The sequence below is a fragment of the Streptomyces sp. NPDC048338 genome (assembly GCF_043201055.1).
GTDB lineage: Bacteria > Actinomycetota > Actinomycetes > Streptomycetales > Streptomycetaceae > Streptomyces.
Genome location: NZ_JBICYQ010000013.1, coordinates 24339 through 43821 on the forward strand (window position 1 = coordinate 24339; position 19483 = coordinate 43821).

General features: G+C 71.1%; 20 protein-coding genes. 3 read left to right on the forward strand and 17 right to left on the reverse strand.

Annotated elements, in window-relative coordinates; genetic code table 11:
* Positions 1–79 precede the first annotated feature (79 nt).
* The 3 genes from ACGFZF_RS27675 to ACGFZF_RS27685 form a co-directional block, all read right to left on the reverse strand.
* Entirely contained in the window at positions 80–787 is a 708-nt protein-coding gene (locus ACGFZF_RS27675) for a transglycosylase SLT domain-containing protein (RefSeq protein WP_393558429.1), read from the reverse strand.
* A 367-nt stretch (positions 788–1154) separates the two neighbouring features.
* A complete protein-coding gene (locus tag ACGFZF_RS27680; RefSeq protein ID WP_393558431.1) occupies positions 1155–2477 on the reverse strand; it encodes a PhoH family protein in 1323 nt (440 codons plus the stop codon).
* A 306-nt stretch (positions 2478–2783) separates the two neighbouring features.
* On the reverse strand, positions 2784–3545 hold the full coding sequence (locus ACGFZF_RS27685) for an isoprenyl transferase (protein WP_137993617.1): 762 nt from the start codon (positions 3543–3545) through the stop codon (positions 2784–2786).
* Positions 3546–3655: 110 nt separating this feature from the next.
* On the opposite strand from ACGFZF_RS27685, the gene mgrA reads away from it, so the two are divergent.
* Positions 3656–4693 (forward strand): L-glyceraldehyde 3-phosphate reductase, encoded by a 1038-nt coding sequence (mgrA, locus tag ACGFZF_RS27690; protein WP_393558434.1) that lies wholly within the window; start codon positions 3656–3658, stop codon positions 4691–4693.
* Between the two features lie 364 nt (positions 4694–5057).
* Here mgrA and ACGFZF_RS27695 read toward each other — a convergent pair whose 3' ends face one another.
* Positions 5058–6635, reverse strand: coding sequence for a DUF2079 domain-containing protein (locus ACGFZF_RS27695; RefSeq protein ID WP_393558436.1), 1578 nt, complete (start codon positions 6633–6635; stop codon positions 5058–5060).
* 63 nt (positions 6636–6698) lie between these two features.
* The gene (locus ACGFZF_RS27700; RefSeq protein WP_393558438.1) at positions 6699–7538 is read right to left on the reverse strand and encodes a prepilin peptidase; all 840 of its coding nucleotides are present in this window, start codon (positions 7536–7538) and stop codon (positions 6699–6701) included.
* Between the two features lie 39 nt (positions 7539–7577).
* On the opposite strand from ACGFZF_RS27700, the gene ACGFZF_RS27705 reads away from it, so the two are divergent.
* Positions 7578–7946, forward strand: a complete 369-nt coding sequence (locus ACGFZF_RS27705) for a DUF192 domain-containing protein (RefSeq protein WP_356779054.1) — start codon at positions 7578–7580, stop codon at positions 7944–7946.
* Here the strand turns inward: ACGFZF_RS27705 and ACGFZF_RS27710 are convergent.
* Both ACGFZF_RS27710 and ACGFZF_RS27715 read right to left on the reverse strand, forming a co-directional pair.
* On the reverse strand, positions 7918–9060 hold the full coding sequence (locus ACGFZF_RS27710; protein ID WP_393558440.1) for a mannosyltransferase family protein: 1143 nt from the start codon (positions 9058–9060) through the stop codon (positions 7918–7920). The genes ACGFZF_RS27705 and ACGFZF_RS27710 overlap by 29 nt on opposite strands.
* 118 nt (positions 9061–9178) lie before the next feature.
* Entirely contained in the window at positions 9179–9544 is a 366-nt protein-coding gene (locus tag ACGFZF_RS27715) for a hypothetical protein (RefSeq protein ID WP_356606751.1), read from the reverse strand.
* Positions 9545–9663: 119 nt separating this feature from the next.
* Here ACGFZF_RS27715 and ACGFZF_RS27720 point away from each other — a divergent pair, with 119 nt between their 5' ends.
* A complete protein-coding gene (locus ACGFZF_RS27720; RefSeq protein WP_393558443.1) occupies positions 9664–10659 on the forward strand; it encodes an endonuclease domain-containing protein in 996 nt (331 codons plus the stop codon).
* A 701-nt stretch (positions 10660–11360) separates the two neighbouring features.
* Here ACGFZF_RS27720 and ACGFZF_RS27725 read toward each other — a convergent pair.
* From ACGFZF_RS27725 to ACGFZF_RS27770, 10 genes are all read right to left on the reverse strand, one after another.
* Positions 11361–11708, reverse strand: a complete 348-nt coding sequence (locus ACGFZF_RS27725) for a DoxX family protein (protein WP_393558445.1) — start codon at positions 11706–11708, stop codon at positions 11361–11363.
* A 501-nt stretch (positions 11709–12209) separates the two neighbouring features.
* Complete coding sequence (locus ACGFZF_RS27730) at positions 12210–13451, reverse strand: hypothetical protein (RefSeq protein ID WP_393558447.1); 1242 nt, start codon at positions 13449–13451, stop codon at positions 12210–12212.
* Complete coding sequence (locus ACGFZF_RS27735; RefSeq protein ID WP_393558449.1) at positions 13452–14066, reverse strand: OmpA family protein; 615 nt, start codon at positions 14064–14066, stop codon at positions 13452–13454.
* 12 nt (positions 14067–14078) lie between these two features.
* Complete coding sequence (locus tag ACGFZF_RS27740) at positions 14079–14657, reverse strand: hypothetical protein (RefSeq protein WP_393558451.1); 579 nt, start codon at positions 14655–14657, stop codon at positions 14079–14081.
* A 21-nt stretch (positions 14658–14678) separates the two neighbouring features.
* Positions 14679–15299 (reverse strand): pilus assembly protein TadG-related protein, encoded by a 621-nt coding sequence (locus tag ACGFZF_RS27745; RefSeq protein ID WP_393558453.1) that lies wholly within the window; start codon positions 15297–15299, stop codon positions 14679–14681.
* A 47-nt stretch (positions 15300–15346) separates the two neighbouring features.
* Positions 15347–15592, reverse strand: coding sequence for a Flp family type IVb pilin (locus tag ACGFZF_RS27750; protein WP_393558455.1), 246 nt, complete (start codon positions 15590–15592; stop codon positions 15347–15349).
* 111 nt (positions 15593–15703) lie between these two features.
* Entirely contained in the window at positions 15704–16402 is a 699-nt protein-coding gene (locus ACGFZF_RS27755) for a response regulator (RefSeq protein WP_393558457.1), read from the reverse strand.
* Positions 16399–17640: a sensor histidine kinase gene (locus ACGFZF_RS27760; protein ID WP_393558459.1), complete on the reverse strand. Its 1242-nt coding sequence runs from the start codon at positions 17638–17640 to the stop codon at positions 16399–16401. Before ACGFZF_RS27760 ends, ACGFZF_RS27755 begins: the two co-directional genes overlap by 4 nt.
* A complete protein-coding gene (locus tag ACGFZF_RS27765; protein ID WP_393558461.1) occupies positions 17637–18524 on the reverse strand; it encodes a DUF5936 domain-containing protein in 888 nt (295 codons plus the stop codon). Before ACGFZF_RS27765 ends, ACGFZF_RS27760 begins: the two co-directional genes overlap by 4 nt.
* A 13-nt stretch (positions 18525–18537) precedes the next feature.
* Positions 18538–19476, reverse strand: a complete 939-nt coding sequence (locus ACGFZF_RS27770; RefSeq protein ID WP_393558463.1) for a type II secretion system F family protein — start codon at positions 19474–19476, stop codon at positions 18538–18540.
* Positions 19477–19483: the final 7 nt, after the last annotated feature.

Genomic DNA, 19483 nt, shown 5'->3' on the forward strand with positions numbered 1-19483 from the left:
CCGTGGCTTCCCGAACCTACACGCACGGAGCCCCCCACCGTAGGACGGTGGGGGGCTCCGCGAAGTTGAGCGGGCCGGCCTAGTACCAGCGGTTGGCCTGCCAGAACGACCACGCGCCACAGGGGCTGTCGTAGCGGCTGTTCATGTAGTTCAGGCCCCACTTGATCTGGGTGGCCGGGTTCGTCTGCCAGTCGGCGCCGGCCGACGCCATCTTCGTGCCCGGGAGGGCCTGGACGAGACCGTAGGCGCCCGAGGAGGGGTTGGTCGCGCGGTAGTTCCAGCCGGACTCGTGGTCCACGATGTTGCTGAAGCACTGGAACTGCGAGGCGGGGATCATCTGCCGGGCGATCGCCTTGACCTCGGCGATGCTGTAGGACCCCTGGGCGGAGAAGCTGGACGCGTCGCGCAGCGAGGAGCGGTCGGCACGCTCGGCGGCGTCCTTGCGCTCCTGCTCCGCCTTGTCGGCGGCCTTCTTCTTCGACTCGGCGTCCTTGGCGGCCTGCAGGCGGGCGGCTTCCTCGGCGGACTTCTTCGCGGCCGTGTCGGCGGCAGCAGCCTGCACGTCCGCCTGCTCCGCGAGCGAGGAGACCTGTACCTGGGCCTGCTGACCGGCGGGGATGTCCGCGAGCAGAGTGGTGTCGGCTGCGGTGGCCTCGAAGTTGTCGTCCGCGGGCTGGGTGTTGCCCGAGGCAACACCGACGACGGCGCCGACAGTGGTGACCGCAGTGGCCGAAGCCACCGCGAATCCCCGGACCGAGATCCGGCTCACACGGTTTCCTTCCAGCATCACCCGCGCTGGTGACCAAGCGGGCGAAATCGTGCCCCTGGCGCTGGTCTCCGAACTGCTGGGTCACAGAAGACACGGGCCCGTGGTGCTGTGGGCGGCATACGGCGGACAGTTGTTGAGTTGTGTGGTGCCGCACCCCTGAGGGTGCACGTGTGCCGTATGCGGGGCCTGACGGAAGCAAGACTTTGCCGGACGGCGACGCCGCAAGGCAATTCCACGTTGCGTGTGGAAGCTCACACCCCGCCAGTCACAGGAGATTTGGCCGATACAGCGGACAGCGCGACGCCGCCCGGCTAAGCTCCTGCGCTCTGCCGGGCGGCGTCAACTCCCGTACGGGTACGGGAACGTGCTAATCCTGCCAATCCACTCAGATCTGGCCGTCCTCCAGCATTTCGGTCACAAGCGCCGCAATCTGCGAACGCTCGGAGCGGGTGAGCGTGACATGGGCGAAGAGCGGATGGCCCTTCAACTTCTCCACCACGGCGACGACTCCGTCGTACCGGCCGACCCGGAGGTTGTCCCGCTGCGCGACGTCGTGCGTCAGCACCACCCGGGAATTCGTCCCGATCCTGGACAGAACGGTCAACAGGACGTTCCGCTCCAGCGACTGGGCCTCGTCGACGATGACGAACGCGTCGTGCAGCGACCGCCCCCGGATGTGCGTCAGCGGCAGGACCTCCAGCATCCCGCGCCTCAGCACCTCCTCGATGACCTCACGCCCCGCCACCGCCGACAGCGTGTCGAAGACCGCCTGAGCCCACGGGCTCATCTTCTCGGCCTCGCTGCCCGGCAGGTAACCGAGCTCCTGCCCGCCGACCGCGTACAGCGGACGGAACACCATCACCTTCTGGTGCTGCCGGCGCTCCAGGACCGCCTCCAGGCCCGCGCAGAGCGCCAGCGCGGACTTGCCCGTACCGGCCCGCCCGCCCATCGAGATGATGCCGACGTCCGGATCGAGGAGCAGGTCCAGCGCGATCCGCTGCTCGGCACTGCGCCCGCGGATGCCGAACACCTCCCGGTCGCCCCGCACCAGCCGGACGTTCCCGTCCGCGGTCACCCGGCCGAGCGCCTTGCCCCGCTCGGACTGCAGGACCAGCCCGGTGTGCACCGGAAGCTCCGCGGCCTCCGGCACGTAGAGCCTCTCCTGGTCGTAGAGGATGTCCACCTGTTCGGCCGACAGGCCCAGCTCGGACATACCGGTCCAGCCGGAGTCCGTGATGGCGAGCTCGGCACGGTACTCCTCGGCGAGGAGCCCGACCGACGACGCCTTGATCCGCAGCGGCAGGTCCTTGGAGACGACGGTGACGTCGAACCCCTCGGCCTGCAGATTGCGCGCGACCGCCAGAATCCGTGAGTCGTTGTCCCCCAGCCGATAGCCGGCCGGAAGGACGCCCGGGTCCGAATGGTTCAGCTCGACCCTCAGCGTGCCGCCCAGCTCCCCGATCGGGAGCGGCGCGTCCAGCCGCCCGTACCGGACCCTGAAGTCGTCCAGGAGGCGCAGGGCCGCCCGGGCGAAATAGCCCAGTTCGGGATGGTGTCGCTTGGCCTCCAACTCGGTGACCACGACGATCGGAAGCACGACCTCGTGCTCCTCGAACCGGGACACGGCGTTGGGGTCGGCCAGCAGGACGCTGGTGTCGAGAACATAGGTGCGCCTGTCGGACAAGCGGCGCTTCGTACTGGTCACCACGGAAGGACAGACCCCCTTTGACGACCCTTGTGAGGTCGGGGCGCGACGGAAGCGGTGTCGCTGCGGGATGGGACCGGGCTCTGGCCACGACGCGCGGGCCGAGCTCCGGCCCTCCGCTTCGTCCGTACATGTCCTGCACGGTCGTCCTGGTGCAACGGGCCTCCCGGGTGGCGGTCTCCGTGCCGCTCACTCTGGAAGGGGTATTCCCTCGAACACCCGCCGCCATGCCAGGGCATATGACGACGCGTTCGTGAACGCCCGGTGACCCGCCCCGGTCCGCCGCCGGGTGCCGTGGTGACGCGGCCGTCAGGTGCCGTAGCGGCGGTGCCGGGCCGCGTAGTCGCGCAGCGCGCGCAGGAAGTCGACCTTGCGGAACGCAGGCCAGTGCACTTCACAGAAGTAGTACTCGGAATGGGCGCTCTGCCACAGCATGAAACCGGACAGACGCTGCTCGCCACTCGTACGGATCACCAGATCCGGGTCGGGCTGACCCCGCGTGTACAGGTGCTCGGAGATGTGCTCGACATCGACGATCTCGGCGAGCTCCTCGAAGCTCGTCCCCTTCTCCGCGTGCTCCAGGAGCAGCGAACGGACCGCGTCGGCGATCTCCTGCCGGCCGCCGTAGCCCACCGCCACGTTCACGAGTATCCCCGTGTTGTCGTGCGTGGACTGCTCGGCCTCCTTCAGCACCGACTGCGTACGCGCCGGCAGCAGGTCCAGCGTGCCCACGTGGTGCACCCGCCAACGGCCGTCGGCGGCCAGCGCGCGCACGGCGTTCTCGATGATGCCCAGCAGCGGGACGAGCTGCTCCTCCGGCCGGTTCAGGTTGTCCGTGGACAGCATCCAGAGCGTGACGACCTCGACGTCGGTCTCGGCACACCAGCCGAGCAGCTCCTGGATCTTGTCCGCACCGGCCTTGTGGCCCTGCTCGGGAGTCCCGCCGGACGCCTTGGCCCAGCGCCTGTTGCCGTCGAGGATGACGCCGATGTGCTTGGGCACCTGGGCATGGTCGAGGCGGCCTTCCACCCGGCGTGCGTAGAGCCCGTACACCAGGTCGCGCAGGTTCACTGTTCTTAACCCCTCCATGCTGCGGCGGTCCCCGAAGCCGACACACTACTGCGCACGGGTCAACGGCTCCCAGCCCGGGACTGTCACAAGTCCGTGATAAGCAGAGATACGTGACTGATTCCCCCCTGTACCGCGCCTCCACGGACCGCTACGACACCATGGAGTACCGCCGCACCGGCCGCAGCGGGCTCAAGCTCCCCGCCGTCTCGCTCGGCCTGTGGCACAACTTCGGCGACGACCGCAGCCTCGACTCGCAGCGCGCCATCCTGCACCGCGCCTTCGACATGGGCGTGACCCACTTCGACCTGGCGAACAACTACGGACCGCCGCCCGGCTCGGCCGAGCTGAACTTCGGCAAGATCTTCGCCCAGGACTTCGCGCCCTACCGCGACGAGCTGATCGTCTCCACCAAGGCCGGCTACCTCATGCACCCCGGCCCCTACGGCGAGTGGGGCTCCCGCAAGTACCTGATGTCCTCGCTCGACGCGTCCCTGAAGCGGATGGGCCTCGACCACGTCGACATCTTCTACTCGCACCGCTTCGACCCCCACACCCCCCTCGAAGAGACGATGGGCGCCCTCGCCTCCGCCGTCCAGCAGGGCAAGGCGCTGTACGTCGGCGTCTCCTCCTACAGCAGCGAGCAGACCGCCGAGGCCGCCCGCATCCTCAAGGAGATGGGCGTCCCCGCCCTCATCCACCAGCCCTCGTACTCGATGATCAACCGCTGGACGGAGGAGGACGGCCTCCTCGACACCCTGGAGGCGGCCGGCATGGGCTGCATCTCCTTCGTGCCGCTCGCCCAGGGCCTGCTCACCAACAAGTACCTGAAGGGCATCCCGGAGGGTTCCCGGGCCACGCAGGGCAAGTCCCTCGACCCGAACCTGCTCTCCGACGAGGTGCTGCGCCGGCTCCGCGGCCTCGCGGACATCGCCGAGCGCCGCGGGCAGTCGCTGGCTCAGCTGGCGCTGTCCTGGGTGCTGCGCGACGAGCGGATGACCTCCGCGCTGATCGGCGCGTCCAGCGTCGCGCAGCTGGAGGAGAACGTGGCCGCGCTCGCCGCGCCGCCGCTGACCGAGGAGGAGCTGAAGGAGATCGACTCCTTCGCCGTCGACACCGCGGGCACCAACATCTGGGCCGGACGGAACTGATCCGCCGGGTCACGGCGCATGGTCGCACGGGGGGCGCGGCGTGGGCGCGGCGACAAAAAACGGGCCGGTCCGTGGGGGGGATACGGACCGGCCCGAGGGGGGGTTTCCACCATAACCCTTCATGAGTGCCGGCGCGTGCCACGTGCGGCCACTGGTCCGATGCGGAATACGCGGATCCCAGTCAGGACAAGGGTCGTGGGGCCCCGTGGCGGGTTTGCGCCCCGGCGTGGCGGCGGGTTTCGTCCCTCCCAGGGGGGACCCTCGCCGACGGGCCTCCGGTTGACGCCGGAGCCGCGCCGGGCGCCGGCCGGCACGGCCGGCGGGGGCGCACCGACCGATGGGGCGTACCGGCCGGGCGGCCTCGTCACCGACCCGTCCCGCGGTTCGGGCCCGAGCCGCCCCGCCCACCCGCGCCCCCACGATCCGCCACCCGGTGCAGCAGCGTGATCCCGTCGCGGCGGGCGACCAGCTCGTACCCGTACCGCTGCCGGGCCGCCGCCAGCTCCGCCTCCTGCTGCTCGATCGGGTAGGGCCAGTGGCCGGGCTTGTACGGCCAGGCCTCGGGCGTCTCCCGGTCGTGGACGATCCACTCCGCGGTGGGCGGCGGCAGCTGCCCGCGCTCGTACCGGTAGAGCCGCCCGTCCACTGGGAACGTCGGGAAGAGGACGACGACGCACCGCGAGGTCAGCTGCGGAGCCAGCCGGTTGGAGGCGGCCACGGTGGCGCCGTCCGGGATCCGCGCCAGCAGCGCCCGGCCCGCCTCGACGTGCCCGGTGGTGCGCCAGGTGGCCCGCTGGGCGAGCTGGGCCAGCGGAAAGGACGGCAGCATGACCGCGGTCACGGCGAGCACGGTGGCGAGCGAGGCCCGGACATGACGGGCGGCGAGCGGGTGGTCGGTGCGGCGCCAGCCGGCGAGGGCGTCGATCAGACCGGCGAAGACGACCGGCATGAGGATCGCGCTGTAGTGGAAGGCGGTGCCCCAGTGGAAGCCGTTCTCCGAGACCATCCGCCATCCGAGGGTGGGTAGGGCGACGATCGAGAGCGGGGAACGCAGGGCCAGCAGCGCCGACGGGGCGAAGACCAGGATCAGGGTCATCGCCTTGATGTCGGGGCGCAGGGCGTCCAGCGGGGCGTGCGCCAGTGTCGCGAGCAGCGAGCCGTGGCCCGCGGTGAGGTTGGCGCCGTGGGCGTACTCCCCGCCCTGACTGAACGCGGGCAGCACGAGCCTGATCTCGATCAGGGACCCGAGCAGCCCGGCGCCGGCCGTCGCCAGACCGAGCCGCCGCGCGCGTCCCGGGCCGCCCTTCAGCGCGATGTACGCGCCGACCGCGGCGAGGGTGAGCCCCAGGTCCTCCTTCACCAGCAGGAGCGGCGCGGCCCAGGCGACGGCGTGGCCCCAGCGGCGGCGGCCCAGCGCCTCCAGGCCGAACGCGAGCAGCGGCACGCCGAGGCACACCTCGTGGAAGTCGAAGGCGGCGGCCGAGGCGATGCCCCAGCTGAGCCCGTACCCGACGGCGACGACATGGGCCGCCCGGCGACCGAGCGCGCGGGCCGCCCAGCGGGCGAGCGGCACGACGGCGAGAGCCAGCAGCGCGGACTGGGCGATCAGCAGACAGAGCGGGGACGGCCAGATCCGGTAGAGCGGGGCCAGCGCGGCGAGCAGCGGGTGGAAGTGGTCGCCGAGCAGATGGAACCCCTCCCCGCGCAAGGGGACGATCGGGGCGCGGAGTTCGGCGTAGGCGCGGACGGCTTGCTCGAAGATGCCCAGGTCGTAGCCCGTGGTCCGCAGGAGGAGATGGCGGCGGACGGCGACGGTCGAGTAGAGGACGCACAGGGCGCCGGCCCAGGCCCAGGGCAGAAGGGCGGACCTGCTCCGGAGTGGCCCGAAGGCCGTCGGCACCACACGCGGGCCTCGCAGGCTTTTGTCATCGATTGTCCGCATACGGCTGGATGCTAGGGGGTGTCTCGTCGATCAGGCCGGATCAGGGAGCGGTGTCCTGGGACCTCAAGGGGTGGCGGAGAGCGCGCCGAGAAGCAGACCGAGCAGAGCGCCACCGATCATGAACGGGCCGAACGGAATCGCGGACTTACGACTCCCCCGCCGCACCACGACCAGGCCGAGCCCGTACACCGCACCCGACAGGAACCCCGCGAACGTCCCCGCGAACAGCACACCCCAGCCGTACCAGCCGAGCGCGGCACCCAGCGAGAGCGCCAGCTTCACGTCACCGAAGCCCATACCGCCGGGATTGATGCGGAACAGCACGTAGTACGCGCCGCCCGCCCCGACCCCGCCCAGCAGCGCGTGCACCCACGAGCCGGCCTCGTACGGCAGCAGCGCGGCACCCCCCAGCAGCAGCGGTACCGCGCCGGCGAGCGGGAGCGTCAACAGGTCGGGCAGCCGGCGGACACGGACGTCGACACACGCCAGCAGCACCCCGAACGGCGCGTACAGCAGCCACACCGCCAACTCCGGACGCGGCCCGGTGGCGACGGCGAGCGTCGCACAGGCGAGGGCGGTGACCACGGGAGCCACCGCCCGGTACCGCACCAGGGACACCGAGGCCCGAACGGAAGCCCGCCCGGCACCGGGGGCGACGGAAGGCCCGGGGGTCACCGGGGCGCCGACCGCCCCCGGCCCCGGAACGGACGCCTCCACGACGCAGCCACGACAGCCCGGACCACCGAGCCACCCACCCGCGGGACCGGTGAAGCCGTGCCCCGCGGGACAACTGTCCCGCCAGCGCTCCTCCGGCTCCACCGACAACCGGTACGCGGCGCGTGGCACGAGCAGCCCGGTGGCCGCGCCCCACAAGGCGGCGACGACGATCAGCATCACGTCCACGCGCGCACCCTACCCATCCGCACCACTACCGTCTCCCCCATGCGGAGACAGGGGACATGGCGCGACGGCACCGGAACACTCACCGCCCCCGAGGCGACGGTCGCACTCGAGATCGCGGCCTCGTACCGGGCACGGCGGCGCGGACTCCTCGGCCGCGACGGCATCAGGGGCGCCCTGCTCATCACGCCGACCAACAGCATCCACACCTTCGGCATGCGGTTCGCCATCGACGTGGCCTACCTCGACCGCACCCTCCGCGTCCTCGACGTGGTCACCATGAAGCCGGGACGCCTCGGCCTCGTCCGGCTGCGCGGCCGGCACGTCCTCGAAGCGGAGGCAGGCACGATGGCCGACTGGGGACTGCGGCCGGGCGTCCGGGTCACGGCGGTCCCGAACCCAGCAGCGTGAACGCGCCGTAACCGGCGGAGGCCAGCGCCGCCACGGCCAGGACGAGGACCCGGTTGCGCATCCGGAGCCGCACCAGCGCCACCGCCGCCGGCAGCAACAGGCCGAACGCCGGCATCATCAGCCGCGGCCGGGACCCGAAGTACGCGGCTCCGACCAGCGAGACCACGACGACCCCGATCGTGTACACGAGCAGCGGCAACGGCTGCCGCTGCCGCACACACAGCACGACCAGCCAGCCGAGCAGCGCCAGCGCCGCACACAGACCCGACGCGGCCGGCAGCGGAAGACCGGCGATGAAACGGGCCAGGGCGACCCCGCCGTCGATGGAGTTCCCCCAGGCCGCCTGCACGTCGAAGTAGGCCGTGGCGGCCCCCTGCCGCACACCGACATAGACGATGTACGCCAGCCAGCCCAGCGGCGCGAGAAGCACCCCGACCGCCATGCGCAGCGGCAGCCGGCGCTCCCGGACCACCGCGACCAGCGCGGTGATCCCGATCGCGGCGACGAGCGCCACGGCGGTCGGCCGCGTCAGCCCGGCACCCGCGCACAACGCCCCGGCCAGGACCCAGCGCCCGCGCAGCACGGCGAACAGCGACCAGGCGGCGAAGGCGGTGAAGAGCGTCTCCGTGTACGCCATCGACTGCACGAACGCCGTCGGATACACACCCCACAGGACGGCGAGGGCGACCCCGGTCGGATGCCCGGCGACATGGGCGCCGCACCGGTAGATGCCCCAGGCGGCGGCGAGCGACGCGATCCAGGCGACGACCAGCCCGGCCGTCGCCGCGTCGACGGGCAGGACGGCGGACAGGGCCCGTTCGAGGGCCGGGAAGAGAGGGAAGAAGGCCAGGTCGGAGTGGACGCTGCCGTTGGGCAGCGTGACCTCGTATCCGTACCCGTGCTCGGCGACCCTGACGTACCAGACCGCGTCCCAGCGGCCGCTCAGCCGGTGCAGCCCGTCCTTGCCGGTGACGGCGGAGGCGACGGCGAGGACCACCAGACCGAGGAGCCGGGTCGCGGCGTACCCGCCGAGCGCGGACCAGGGCACGGCCGCGAGGACGGACCGCCGGGCGGCAGCAGGCTGAGCTGCGGCGGCAGGCTGAGCTGGGGACATGCGCTCGATTATGTCCGCGGGCCGGGGTGGGGGCGGAGGGGGGTGGGGCGGGGGCGGCGGAGACCAGGGGCCGCCCTGGTCCGCACCGGCTCGGCGGGCTTCCGCCGGCTCGCCCCCCTCAACCCCCCGGACGGATCCTGACGAACTTCGCCGCCATGACCGGACCGAGCTGCTCGACGATGCCGTGACCCGGCTCGTGGGGATACGGCAGATCGTTGAGGAACGAGGTGACGATGACCTCGTCGATGCCGAGGACGCCGCGCATGCTCTGCTCCTCCAGGAACGCGAGCGTGCGACGCCAGTCGGCGGCCCCCGGATCCTCACCGAGGAAGGACCTGACGGTGTCCTGCACCACGTCCCAGAAGAACACGTGCGGCAGGACATCGCCCTGGTTGAAGAGATGGGACTCGTAGGCGTCCCGGAACTCGGGAATCCGGGTGACGAGGTCACTGACCAGTTGCACGCTCGGCGTTGTCGTCGTCATCAGCAGTCCACTTCGGGGCTTGGGGCAGCCCTGGCACCGTTTTGAACCAGGATGCGGCATCAGCCCGGCAGTTATCCACAGGGGATGCGAACCTCGCCCCAGATAGGGATCGTTGGGGCATGCGGGACTTGCTGAGACTCACCCGGGGCGGACTGCTCCTGACGGTGTGGGCATATGCGGCGGGCTGGCCACCGGGACGACTCCGGGGGCTGCTGCGCCGCGAGAAATGGCAGTGGATCTGCCGCGGGGCGTGGGCCGTCCCGGGAAAGGAGGTGGACTGGGCGGTCAGGGCGAGAGTCGTCCAACTGCTCCGCCCTCCGCTCGTGTGCAGCCACGGGACGGCGGCACTGCTGCATCGCATCGAACTGCTGAACAGGGACTTCCCGGGGGTACTGGAGTTCACCACCCTCCAGCCGGGCGGAAGCACGGGAGGAGGCGACGGCCGCACGGAGCGGACGGACCGCGACGGGACCGCACGCGGCGGCAACGGGACCGGAAGAGGCGGCATCGACATACGTCTGCACCGAACCGTCCGACTCGAAGACCGGGAGGTGTGCCTGCGCTCCGGGCTGCGGGTGACGTCACCGGCGCGCACGGTCGGCGACCTGATACGGCAGTGCGGCACCCGCGAGGAGGCCGTGGTCGTGGCGGACTCGGCACTGTCCCGCCGCACGGTCCGGGGTGTGCGGCGCGAACCCCTCGTCCACCACGAGGAGCTGGCGACCGAACTCTCCGTCCGCCGCCCGGGCGCGCCCCTGGCGCGCCGCCGGCTCGCCCTGGCCGACGCGGCCTCGGGTTCACCGGCGGAGACGATCGCCCGCCTGCACCTGCGGGACGCGGGGCTGCACCCGGAGTGCCAGCCGCTGCTCCACACGTCGTCGGGCCGCGCGCTCCGTCCCGACTTCTTCTTCCGCCGCGCGGGACTGGCGGTCGAGATCGAGGGCTACGCGTTCCACGGCACCCGCGAGGCCCACGCACGCGACGTCGCCCGCTTCAACGCCCTCGCGGACTGCCCGGACATCCACCGGGTGCTGCGCTTCACGGCCCTGGACGTCTTCCACCACCCGGACCGCGTGGTGTCGACGATCAAGGGAGCACTGGGCCAACTGGCCTGAGGGGGAGGGAGGGGCGGGGGTGGGGGGGGAGGGCCCCCGGTGAAGGCGGGGAAGGCGGGGTGGGGCAGGGTCTTCGCGCTGGCGGGCTGGGAGGGGGGCGGGGACTTGGCGAAGGCGCTTGGGGCGGGCCGGTCTTCGGCGGCTTCTGGTGGTTGGCCGCCCTCTCTCCGAGTGTGGCGGGTTACGGCGCCGCTTCAAGGGCGCTCCTTCGTCGCGTCGCTGCGCGATGGGCTGCGCCCACCCTTGACCCGTCGCCTTCACCCGCCTTTTCACACTCGGAGGGCGGCCCGGGGAGGGGGTCCAGGCGGGGGGTCCGGGGTGCCCCGAGCGCCGTCGGCCCCCGTCGGGTCCGGGGGTGGCCTCCCGCACCCATTGAATGGGGCAGTCGGGCACGGCTTAGCGGGTGCCACTCGTTTCTCGGCGGGGATTCATGCCCCGCTGGTCATTCTCCGGTGGGGGTGAAGCCAAATCCGCAGCCGGCATTGCTAGGACGGGCCAGGGGCATGGGCCGCGCGGGGCGGCGGGCCGTGCGGATCGCATCCGTCCCACCAGTCTCATCTCCGGTCCGGGATCGGCTGCCCGATGACGCTGCGGCGTACATTAAGCACGCCGAGAGTCCGATATGCCCGCTGAGTCCCTTATCCCGCCCGGGTTACCGTAAGTAATGTACGCGCTAGCGTCATTCAGGCGAGGCGTGGGCATCAGGCGGCGGCGCCGAGGGCGAGGGCGCCGATGACCGGGGCCGCGTAGACCAGGGGGAACGGGACGTGTGCGTACACCCGCGCGCGGATCACGGTGATGGCAGCCCCGGCGAAGTACAGCACCAGACCGATCCCGGCGAGGATGCCGATGATCGGCACGGCAAGTCCGACCAGCAGGCCGACTGCCCCGGCGGCCTTGGCCACACCGAGCCAGACCCACCACGACTCGGGAACGCCGTACTCGGCCAGGGGTTCCACCACCCATGCGGCCCGGAAGAAGACGGAGCCGGCCGAGAATCCTGCCATCAGGGCGGCCAGAACAGTGACGATCACGTAGGCGATGAACATCGGAAGGGCTCCTCAGAAAGGGTGTCTTGAGTCCGTCACCCCTCTGACACCCCTCACGAAGGAAACGTGACAGCCGTACCGAGTTCTTTTTCCGGCGCCCGATTCACGCCCCTCGGGTGTCGGCTCACACCCACCGGAGAGTGACCAGCGGGGCATGAATCCCAGCCGAGAGACGAGTGGCACCCGCTAAGCCGTGCCGGGTCACCCCATTCAATGGCTGCGCTGAACCACCCCGAAAGCCTTCGGCCGCCTACGGCGCCCGGGGCCCACCGACCCCCCGCCCTGGACCCCCTCCCCGGGCCGCCCTCCGAGTGTGAAAAGGCGGGTGGAGGCGACGGGTCAAGGGTGGCCGTCAGGCCATCGCGCAGCGACGCGACGAAGGAGCGCCCTTGAAGCGGCGCCGCAACCCGCCACACTCGGAGAGAGGGCGGCCAACCACCAGAAACAAACCAAGACCGGCCGACACCAAGCGCCCAGGACCCGCACCCCCCAAGACCCCTCTCAGCGAAGTACCCGTGTCCTCGAACAGCCTCTCCCCCGGCGGCCCAGGGCGGTCCAGGTCGCGAGGGCGAGGAGCAGCGCCGTGCCCAGGCCGATCCCGCTGAGGCCCACGGTGCGCATCGTGTCCCGGTGGTCTCGTTGGTGGCCGGCCAGGCCGAAGACGGAGGCGTCGGTGTCGCCCGCGTAGGCCGGGCCGAGCTGCGGCGTCCCTCGGAGGGAGATGTTCAGCGCCAGGGGAACGGGGGTCGGGACGCGGCGGTCGAGGGTGAGCTGGAGGTAGTACGACCCCTGGAAGCGCATCGCGTTCACCGCGTCCGGGCCGGTCTGGGTGCGGTTGGCGTACGCGGCCGGGGCCGTGACGAGGGGGATGGTGGCGGGTCGGCCGGAGTAGAGGGCGGTGTGCTCCTCGACCGCGCCGCGGGCCGGGTTGTAGAGGGTGACGCGCAGGCCGTCCGGGGTGACGGTGTTTTCCGCCTGCTCCGAGTTGGCGAACTGCGCGCTGACGCAGAGCTGCTGCCCCCAGGCGACGGGCACCCGGTAGAAGCGGCTCTCCCCGGGGCGGAGGGTGTCGCGCCAGACTCCGTCGCCGACGGGGGCGGCGTCGTTGAACCCGGTTCCGCCCCTGGCCTGGTGCGGGGGCTGGGTGGGCGGCGGGGGTGCGGCGGTGCTCCACGCGGTGGGGGCGGGCGGTGGTGTGGAGCCGGCTCGGAGGCCGGGCTCGACGACGTACTTCAGCTCGATCGGCCGGCGTGCCGTGGCCGGGTCCTGGTCGCGGCCGACGCCCTCGACGACGAGCAGGTACTCGCCGGGTTGCTGGCAGTCGCGGCCGGGTTCGATGCGGCGGCTGACGTAGTCGGCGATGGGGCGGGCGGATCCGCCGTAGAAGCGGATGTCGTTCAGTTGCCCGCAGGCCAGGCCCGAGGGCGAGGTGAGGGAGAGGGTGATGCCGTCGACGACGCCCACGGCGCTGCCGGGCGTCGGGGCGAGGACGGCGGAGAGGAAGACGTTCGAGGTGCCGTCGAGCCGCACCCTGTACTGCTTCCGCTCTCCCTTCGCGATCGTGTCGGTGTACGTACCCGGCCCGGGGAGCATCGCCCCCTGGCCGCCGGAGGTGGCGCCGCTGACGGGTCGGGCGTCCTGGGCGGTCCGGTACGCGGGTATGGGGTCGGCGGGGGCCGACCCCAGGGGAACGAGGGCGAGCGCGAGGGCGGGTACGGCTGCCGCGGCGGCGGCTGTGAACATCTAGCCGCCCGTCGTCCGCGGGAAGGAGACCTCGACGCGCCGGTTCTTCTTGCGGCCTTCCTCGGTGCGGTTGTCGGCGATGGGGTAGTCCTCGCTGTAGCCGCGGATGTCGAAGGTCTTGCCGGGGTCGAGGTTCTTGGCGAGTTCCTGCTGTACGGCGTCGGCGCGCTGCTTGGAGAGCGTGAGGCCGTGTTCGTACGAGCCGAGGTTGTCGGTGAAGCCGAAGACGCGGACCTTGCCGGAGTTCTGCTTGTTGATCTCCACGGCGATGGCGGCGATGCGGGCGGTGGCAGCGCTGCCGAGTTTGGCGCTGTCCTTGGGGAACAGCACTTCGGCCTGGAGCGCGAAGGTCACGTCGACGTTGGTGTCCTCGCGTCGCTGTTCTCCGCCTTCCTCTTCGACGACCTGCTTGATGTCGAGGATCTTGGCGGGGGCGAGGGTGGCGCCGTCGGGGAGCATGAGTTCGGGCGAGTTCGCGTCGATCTCGGGGGGCGGCGAGGCGGAGGAGGTGGACCCGGGGGGATCGTCGGCGAGGGCGGGGCCGACGGTGAGGGTGGACACCGTGACGAGGGTGGCGGCGAGGACCGCGAGGCGGTGGGGAGTGGTGGTGGTCATGGCGGCAGCACCTCAGGAGAGTTTGATGGTGCCGGGGTCGAAGGTGGGGAGCTGGAGGCTGACTTGGGTGGTGCTGGCGGGTGGGGCGGGGAACTGCATGAAGACGGCGGCTGACTCCCCGGCTCCGATGATGCTCAGTCCGGTGGTCGTGAGAGGGCGTCCGTCTGTGTCACGTAGGACGTAGTAGCGCTTCTTCTCAGCGGAGTCCACGAGGGTCGCTCCACCGAGAGAGTTGCCGTGCTTCAGGACTTCCGTCTCGTTGCCCTGGACTGCCACAGGAACAGCACGGCTCTTGTCCGAGGCGTTCTTGAGCGATCCCTTGACGGTGACGAAGCCACCCGGATCACGCTGGGCCGAGTTGATGGTCAGCTCGAATCCCTCCGGCCCCTTGATGACGGCCAGCACTTCGGCCGGCTCCTCGGTCTGGGCTCCCTTGCCCTCTTCCGTGGGCTTCGGTGCGCTCTTACTAGCGGAAACCTTCTCCTTCGGGGGCTCGTCCTCGCTGCCGCAGCCGGCGACGCCGAGGACGAGAACCGCAAGGACGACGGCGATCGTCCCCCTGCGGGTCTGCGTTGCGTACCGAGCGCTCATGGGTCGGGATTCCTTCGCTTGTCAGTCGGCCAGTCGAACGGTGAAGAGATCGGCGGCGCTCGGCAGTCTCGGGTCCTCCGGGTCGATCTCCCAGGCGACGCCGTGACAGGTGAGTCCGAGAATGGGGCTGGGCTCCGTCGGGGTCGGGGTCGGGGTCGGCGTGGGTGTCGGATCCGGATCGGTGGGGTCCGGCGAGGGTTCTTCCGGCTCCGGCGTGGGCTCGGGCGCCTCGAAGGTACAGCGGGGTTCGATGACCGCCGAAGCCGTTGCGATGGCGTGTTGCTTCTCCGTGCCGGGGACGACGGACGCACCGACGGTGTTCAGGGTGCGGACTTCCACGCTGAAGCCTTCTTGGTCGGGAAGGGGCCCGCAGCCTTCGCCCGAGAGCGTTGCCTGGTTCTTGGTCGCGAAGGCGGCCGCCTGTTGGCAGGCGGCCGTTCCGTCGTAGCTTCTGCCGTCGATGAAGTCGTCCCAACGTGCGGGGTCGAGGATGACGTCGAGCCAGCCGTCCCTGAGCTGGTCGCGCGCGTCCTGGGCCGCCGCGAGAGCCGCGGCGTCGGCCGCGGTCTGGGCGCCGTTGCGGGTGGAGGCGGCCTGGCCGACGACGAAGTAGGCGAACGCGAGGAAGAGCAGGCCCGCCACCACCGTGATGTAGATGGGGAACGCCTGCCCTGAGTCCCCGCAGTCCGTTACTTGCTGGTCAACTCCGCGATCTTGTTGGTGATCGCGCCCTTGATCGTCTGCCCGATGTCCGTACCGGTGATCGCCACCACGATCGCCACCACCACCACGATGATCCCCAGGTACTCGACCGCCGTCTGTCCCCGGTCGGTGCCCTGTGCCCGTCGTCGTCCCCCGTGCCGCGCCGTGTCGCGCGCCCAGCTCGACAGGTGAACCTTGGCCTTGGTCACGGCCCTCAGTAGCGTGTCGTTCATCCTGACCTCCTCTGGGTTCCTGCTTGTCGGTGCCGTTGTCGGCTCCGGCACGGTATGCCCGGGGTCGCGGGGGCGAACAGGGTCCAGGGGCCCAAAGGTGGTGGGGGGTGGTCATGTTGCCGTCCTTGTGCCGAGCCAGGCTGCTATGGCTTCGCTGCGGGTGCGGCTGTGGAGTTTGGCGAAGATGCGGTTGATGTGGTTCTTGACCGTCTTCTCGCTGATGAAGCAGGTGTCGGCGATCTGGCGGTTGCTCATGCCCGATGCGATCAGGTCCATCACTTCCGCCTCCCTCACACTCAGTCCAAACTGTGCCACATTCCGTTGCGCTTGCGAAGATGGAATCCCAAAACGCAATGAATTCGCGATGCTTGGCAGGGGCAAACCGTGTGCAGTCGCACCCCTGACCACTCCGAGCAGGGCGTTGGCGGCCGTCGGGGTGAAGTGGGCGCGGCCGGCTCGGACGTCGCGGACGGCGGTCACCAGTTCCTCGGCGGTGAACTCGCCGTGGACCAGGTAGCCGCCTGCCCCCAGGCGCAGTGCCTCGCGGACCACGGCGCTCTCGCCGGTGTAGGTCAGCATCATCACCGGGGCGAGGCGGACCAGGCAGGGCAGGGCGGCGAGGCCGTCGAGTTCGGGCATGCGGACGTCGAGGAGGACGACGTCCGGGCGGAGGCGTTCGGTCTCGGTGACCGCGGTGCGGCCGTTGGTGGCCTCGGCGACGACCTCGATGTCGGGGCGGCCGCCGAGGAGGGCCGTCAGGCCCGCGCGGACGACCGGGTTGTCGTCCGCGACCAGCACTCTGAGTGTCATACGCCGACCGTCCTCCCTACCGGGAGCTCCAGGCGGACCTCCGTGCCCGTCGCGGCGGCGCCGCGTCCGATCCTGATGCGGGCTCCGACGCCGGCGGCTCGTTCCACCATGCCGACGAGGCCGAAGTGGCCGGTCCTGCGCAGGCCGTCGAGGGTGGTGCCGGGTGGGAGGCCGGGGCCGTCGTCGCGGACGCTGATGCGCAGCAGGCCGTCGTGGACGCCGGCGGTGACGTCGATGCGGGTGGGGTGGGCGTGCCGGCCGGCGTTCTCCATGGCTTCGGTGGCGATGGTGAGCAGTTGTCGTGCCACGGGGTACGGGACGGGTGGCGCGGTCTCGTGGCCGCTGCCGCGGTAGGCGGCGGTGATGCCGGAGCGGCGGGTGAAGTCGCGTACGCGGTCGGCGAGTTCCGCGGTGAGGTCGACGTCGCCGGTGCCGTGGCCGGTGTAGGACTGGCGGCGCAGGTCGGCGAGGAGTTCGCGGGTTTCGGCGGCGGCGCGGCGGGCGGCGCGGGCGACGAGGCCGGCTTGGTCGCGGAGGGCCGGGGGGCCGTCGGTGGCGGCGAGGCCGTCGGCCGCAAGGGCGAGGCCGTGGAGGGTGGTGGCCACGGAGTCGTGCATCTCGCGGGCGAGGCGAGCGCGTTCCTCTTCGACGGCCTGGGCGGCGGCGAGGCGGGTGCGGACGTCGGTGAGGGCCTGGCCTGCGGCGCCGAAGCGGAGGAGGAGGTTGCCGAGGGTGACGCCGAGGGCGCCGGTGATGACGCAGAGGCCGGGGAGGAGGGTGGCTTCGCCGAGGCCGACGCCGGTGTGGTGGGGGTCGGCGGCGTGGATGGCGAGCAGGATCAGGGACTGGAGGCTGGCGAAGACGGCGGCGCCTCTCCAGCCGTAGCCGAGGCCGGCGAGGAGGGGGGTGCAGACGCTGACGTAGCCGAGGGTGCTCTGCGGTCCTGCGGTGACGAGGAGCAGGGAGCCGAGGAGGGTGTCGGCGGCGAGGAGGGTGGGGTGGCGCAGGAGGAGGGGGCCGAAGCGTTCCCAGTCCCGGAAGAGGGCGTAGGAGGCCATGAAGGTGATGAGGACGGCGGCGCCGACGAGTTTCTGGGGGAGGCCGGGGGCGGCGTTGAGGAGGGCGGCGGGGGTGGCGAGGGCGATCATGGCGAGGCGGAAGCCGAAGACCTGGCGGCAGAGCGCCTGGAGGGCGTTGACCTGGATGTCGGGGGTGGGTGCCGGTCCCATGGGTGTCATTCCCCGGTGAGGGAGCCGAAGTTCGTGCCTGTTCCGAGGAACAGGCCGGCGCCGAGCAGGATCATCGTGGCGGGGACCATCAGGGTCGTGATGACCATGGTGGCCTTGGGTACGGCTTTGGCTGCCTTCCTGCGGGCGTTCTGGGCGTCGGTGCGTCGCATGTCGTTGGCGATCTGTATGAGGGTCTCGACGATGGGGGCGCCGAGTTCCTCGCCCTGCTGGAGTGCGGTGACGAACTGGGCGACCTGTTCGCTGTCGTTGCGGCGGCGGAGTTCGTCGAAGGCCTGGCGGCGGCTGACGCCCATGTCCATCTGGCGGAGGGTGATGCGGAGTTCGTCGGCCCAGGGGCCTTCGTACTTGTCGGCGACGCGGTCGAGGGCCTGGCGGAAGCCGAGTCCGGCGGAGACGACGACGGCGAGGACGTCGAGGAAGTCGGGGAGGGTGCGTTCGATCTGGTCCTTGCGGATGCGGATGGCGGACCAGATGCCGACCTCGGTCCAGAAGGCGGCGAAGGCGAAGAGGAGGAGGGCGACGAGGATGTCGCCGTTGGAGAGCATGACGAGGCCGCCGAGGCCGCCGAGGAAGCCGTAGACGGCGCGGCGGGCGCCGTAGCGGTCGATGGTGAGGCCGCCGGGGTTTCCGGCGAGGTCGATGCGGCGGCGGACGGCGTTGACGCGTTTGGGGCCCATGAGGCGGAGCACGGTGGCGGAGTAGCGCATGCCGAGGCGGTCGACGGCGGAGTCGACGGCGCCGGTGCGGGTGGCGCCGACTTCGAGGGCGAGTCGGAGGTCGCCGGGGAGTCTGGCGTCCGCGCGGTAGAGGCGGATGCCGTGGAAGATGCCGGCGACGGCGAGGCCGGCGGTGAGGGCGAGCAGCAGGTCCACGTCGTCCTCCTCCTCAGACGTCGATCTTCGAGAAGCGGCGGATGACGGCGAAGCCGACGACGTACAGGGCGAAGGCGATGACGACGGCGAACTGTCCGAGGCCGGAGCCGGTCATCCGGTCGAGGGCGCCGGGTTGCATGTTGTCGATGAGCAGGAGGGAGCCGATGCCGATCACGGGGACGGCGTAGGCGGTCATGCTGACCTGGGACAGCTGGGTGCGGACTTCGCGCCGGGTCTCCTTGCGTTCCTCCAGGGTCTCGGTGAGGTTGCGCAGGGAGGAGACGACGGTGCCGCCGGCCTTGTTGGCGAGGACGAGGGTGGTGACGAGGACGACGAGTTCGCGGGAGGGGAGGCGTTCGGCGAGTTCGCCGAGGGCGTCGTCGAGGGACGTGCCGACGGCGAGTTGCTGGGCGACCTTCTCGAGTTCGTCTCCGGCGGGGGCTTCCATCTCGTCGGCGGCCATGCTGAGGGCCATGCGCAGGGCGAGTCCGGCCTGGGTGGCGTTGGCGAGGATGCGGGAGAGTTCGGGGAGTTGGTTGATGAACTTCTCGATGCGTTTCTGTCGCTGCCAGCCGAGGAATCCGAGGGCGGCCCAGACGCCGAGGAGGCCGCACAGGGGGCCGAAGAAGGGGGACAGGAGTGCCTGTCCGATGGCCCACAGGGCGGCGACGGCGGCGGTCATGGCGGCGGCGAACTCGCCGGGGGTGAGGTCGAGGCCGGTGGCGGAGATCCGTCGTTCGAGGCGGCGGCCGAACCGGGTGCGGCGGAGGCGTCTGTCGAGGGTGCGGAAGCGGCGGCGGCGTCCGGTGGTGTGCGGGGTTCCGGTGTCGCTGAGGCGGGCGACCAGGGCGGCGCGCTGGGCGGCGCCGTCGGCGTACAGGCGCAGGCCGGTCACGCCGAGGAGGCAGGCGAGCAGCGTGACGCCGATCGTGAGCAGGGCCGGATCGTTCATCGTCGCT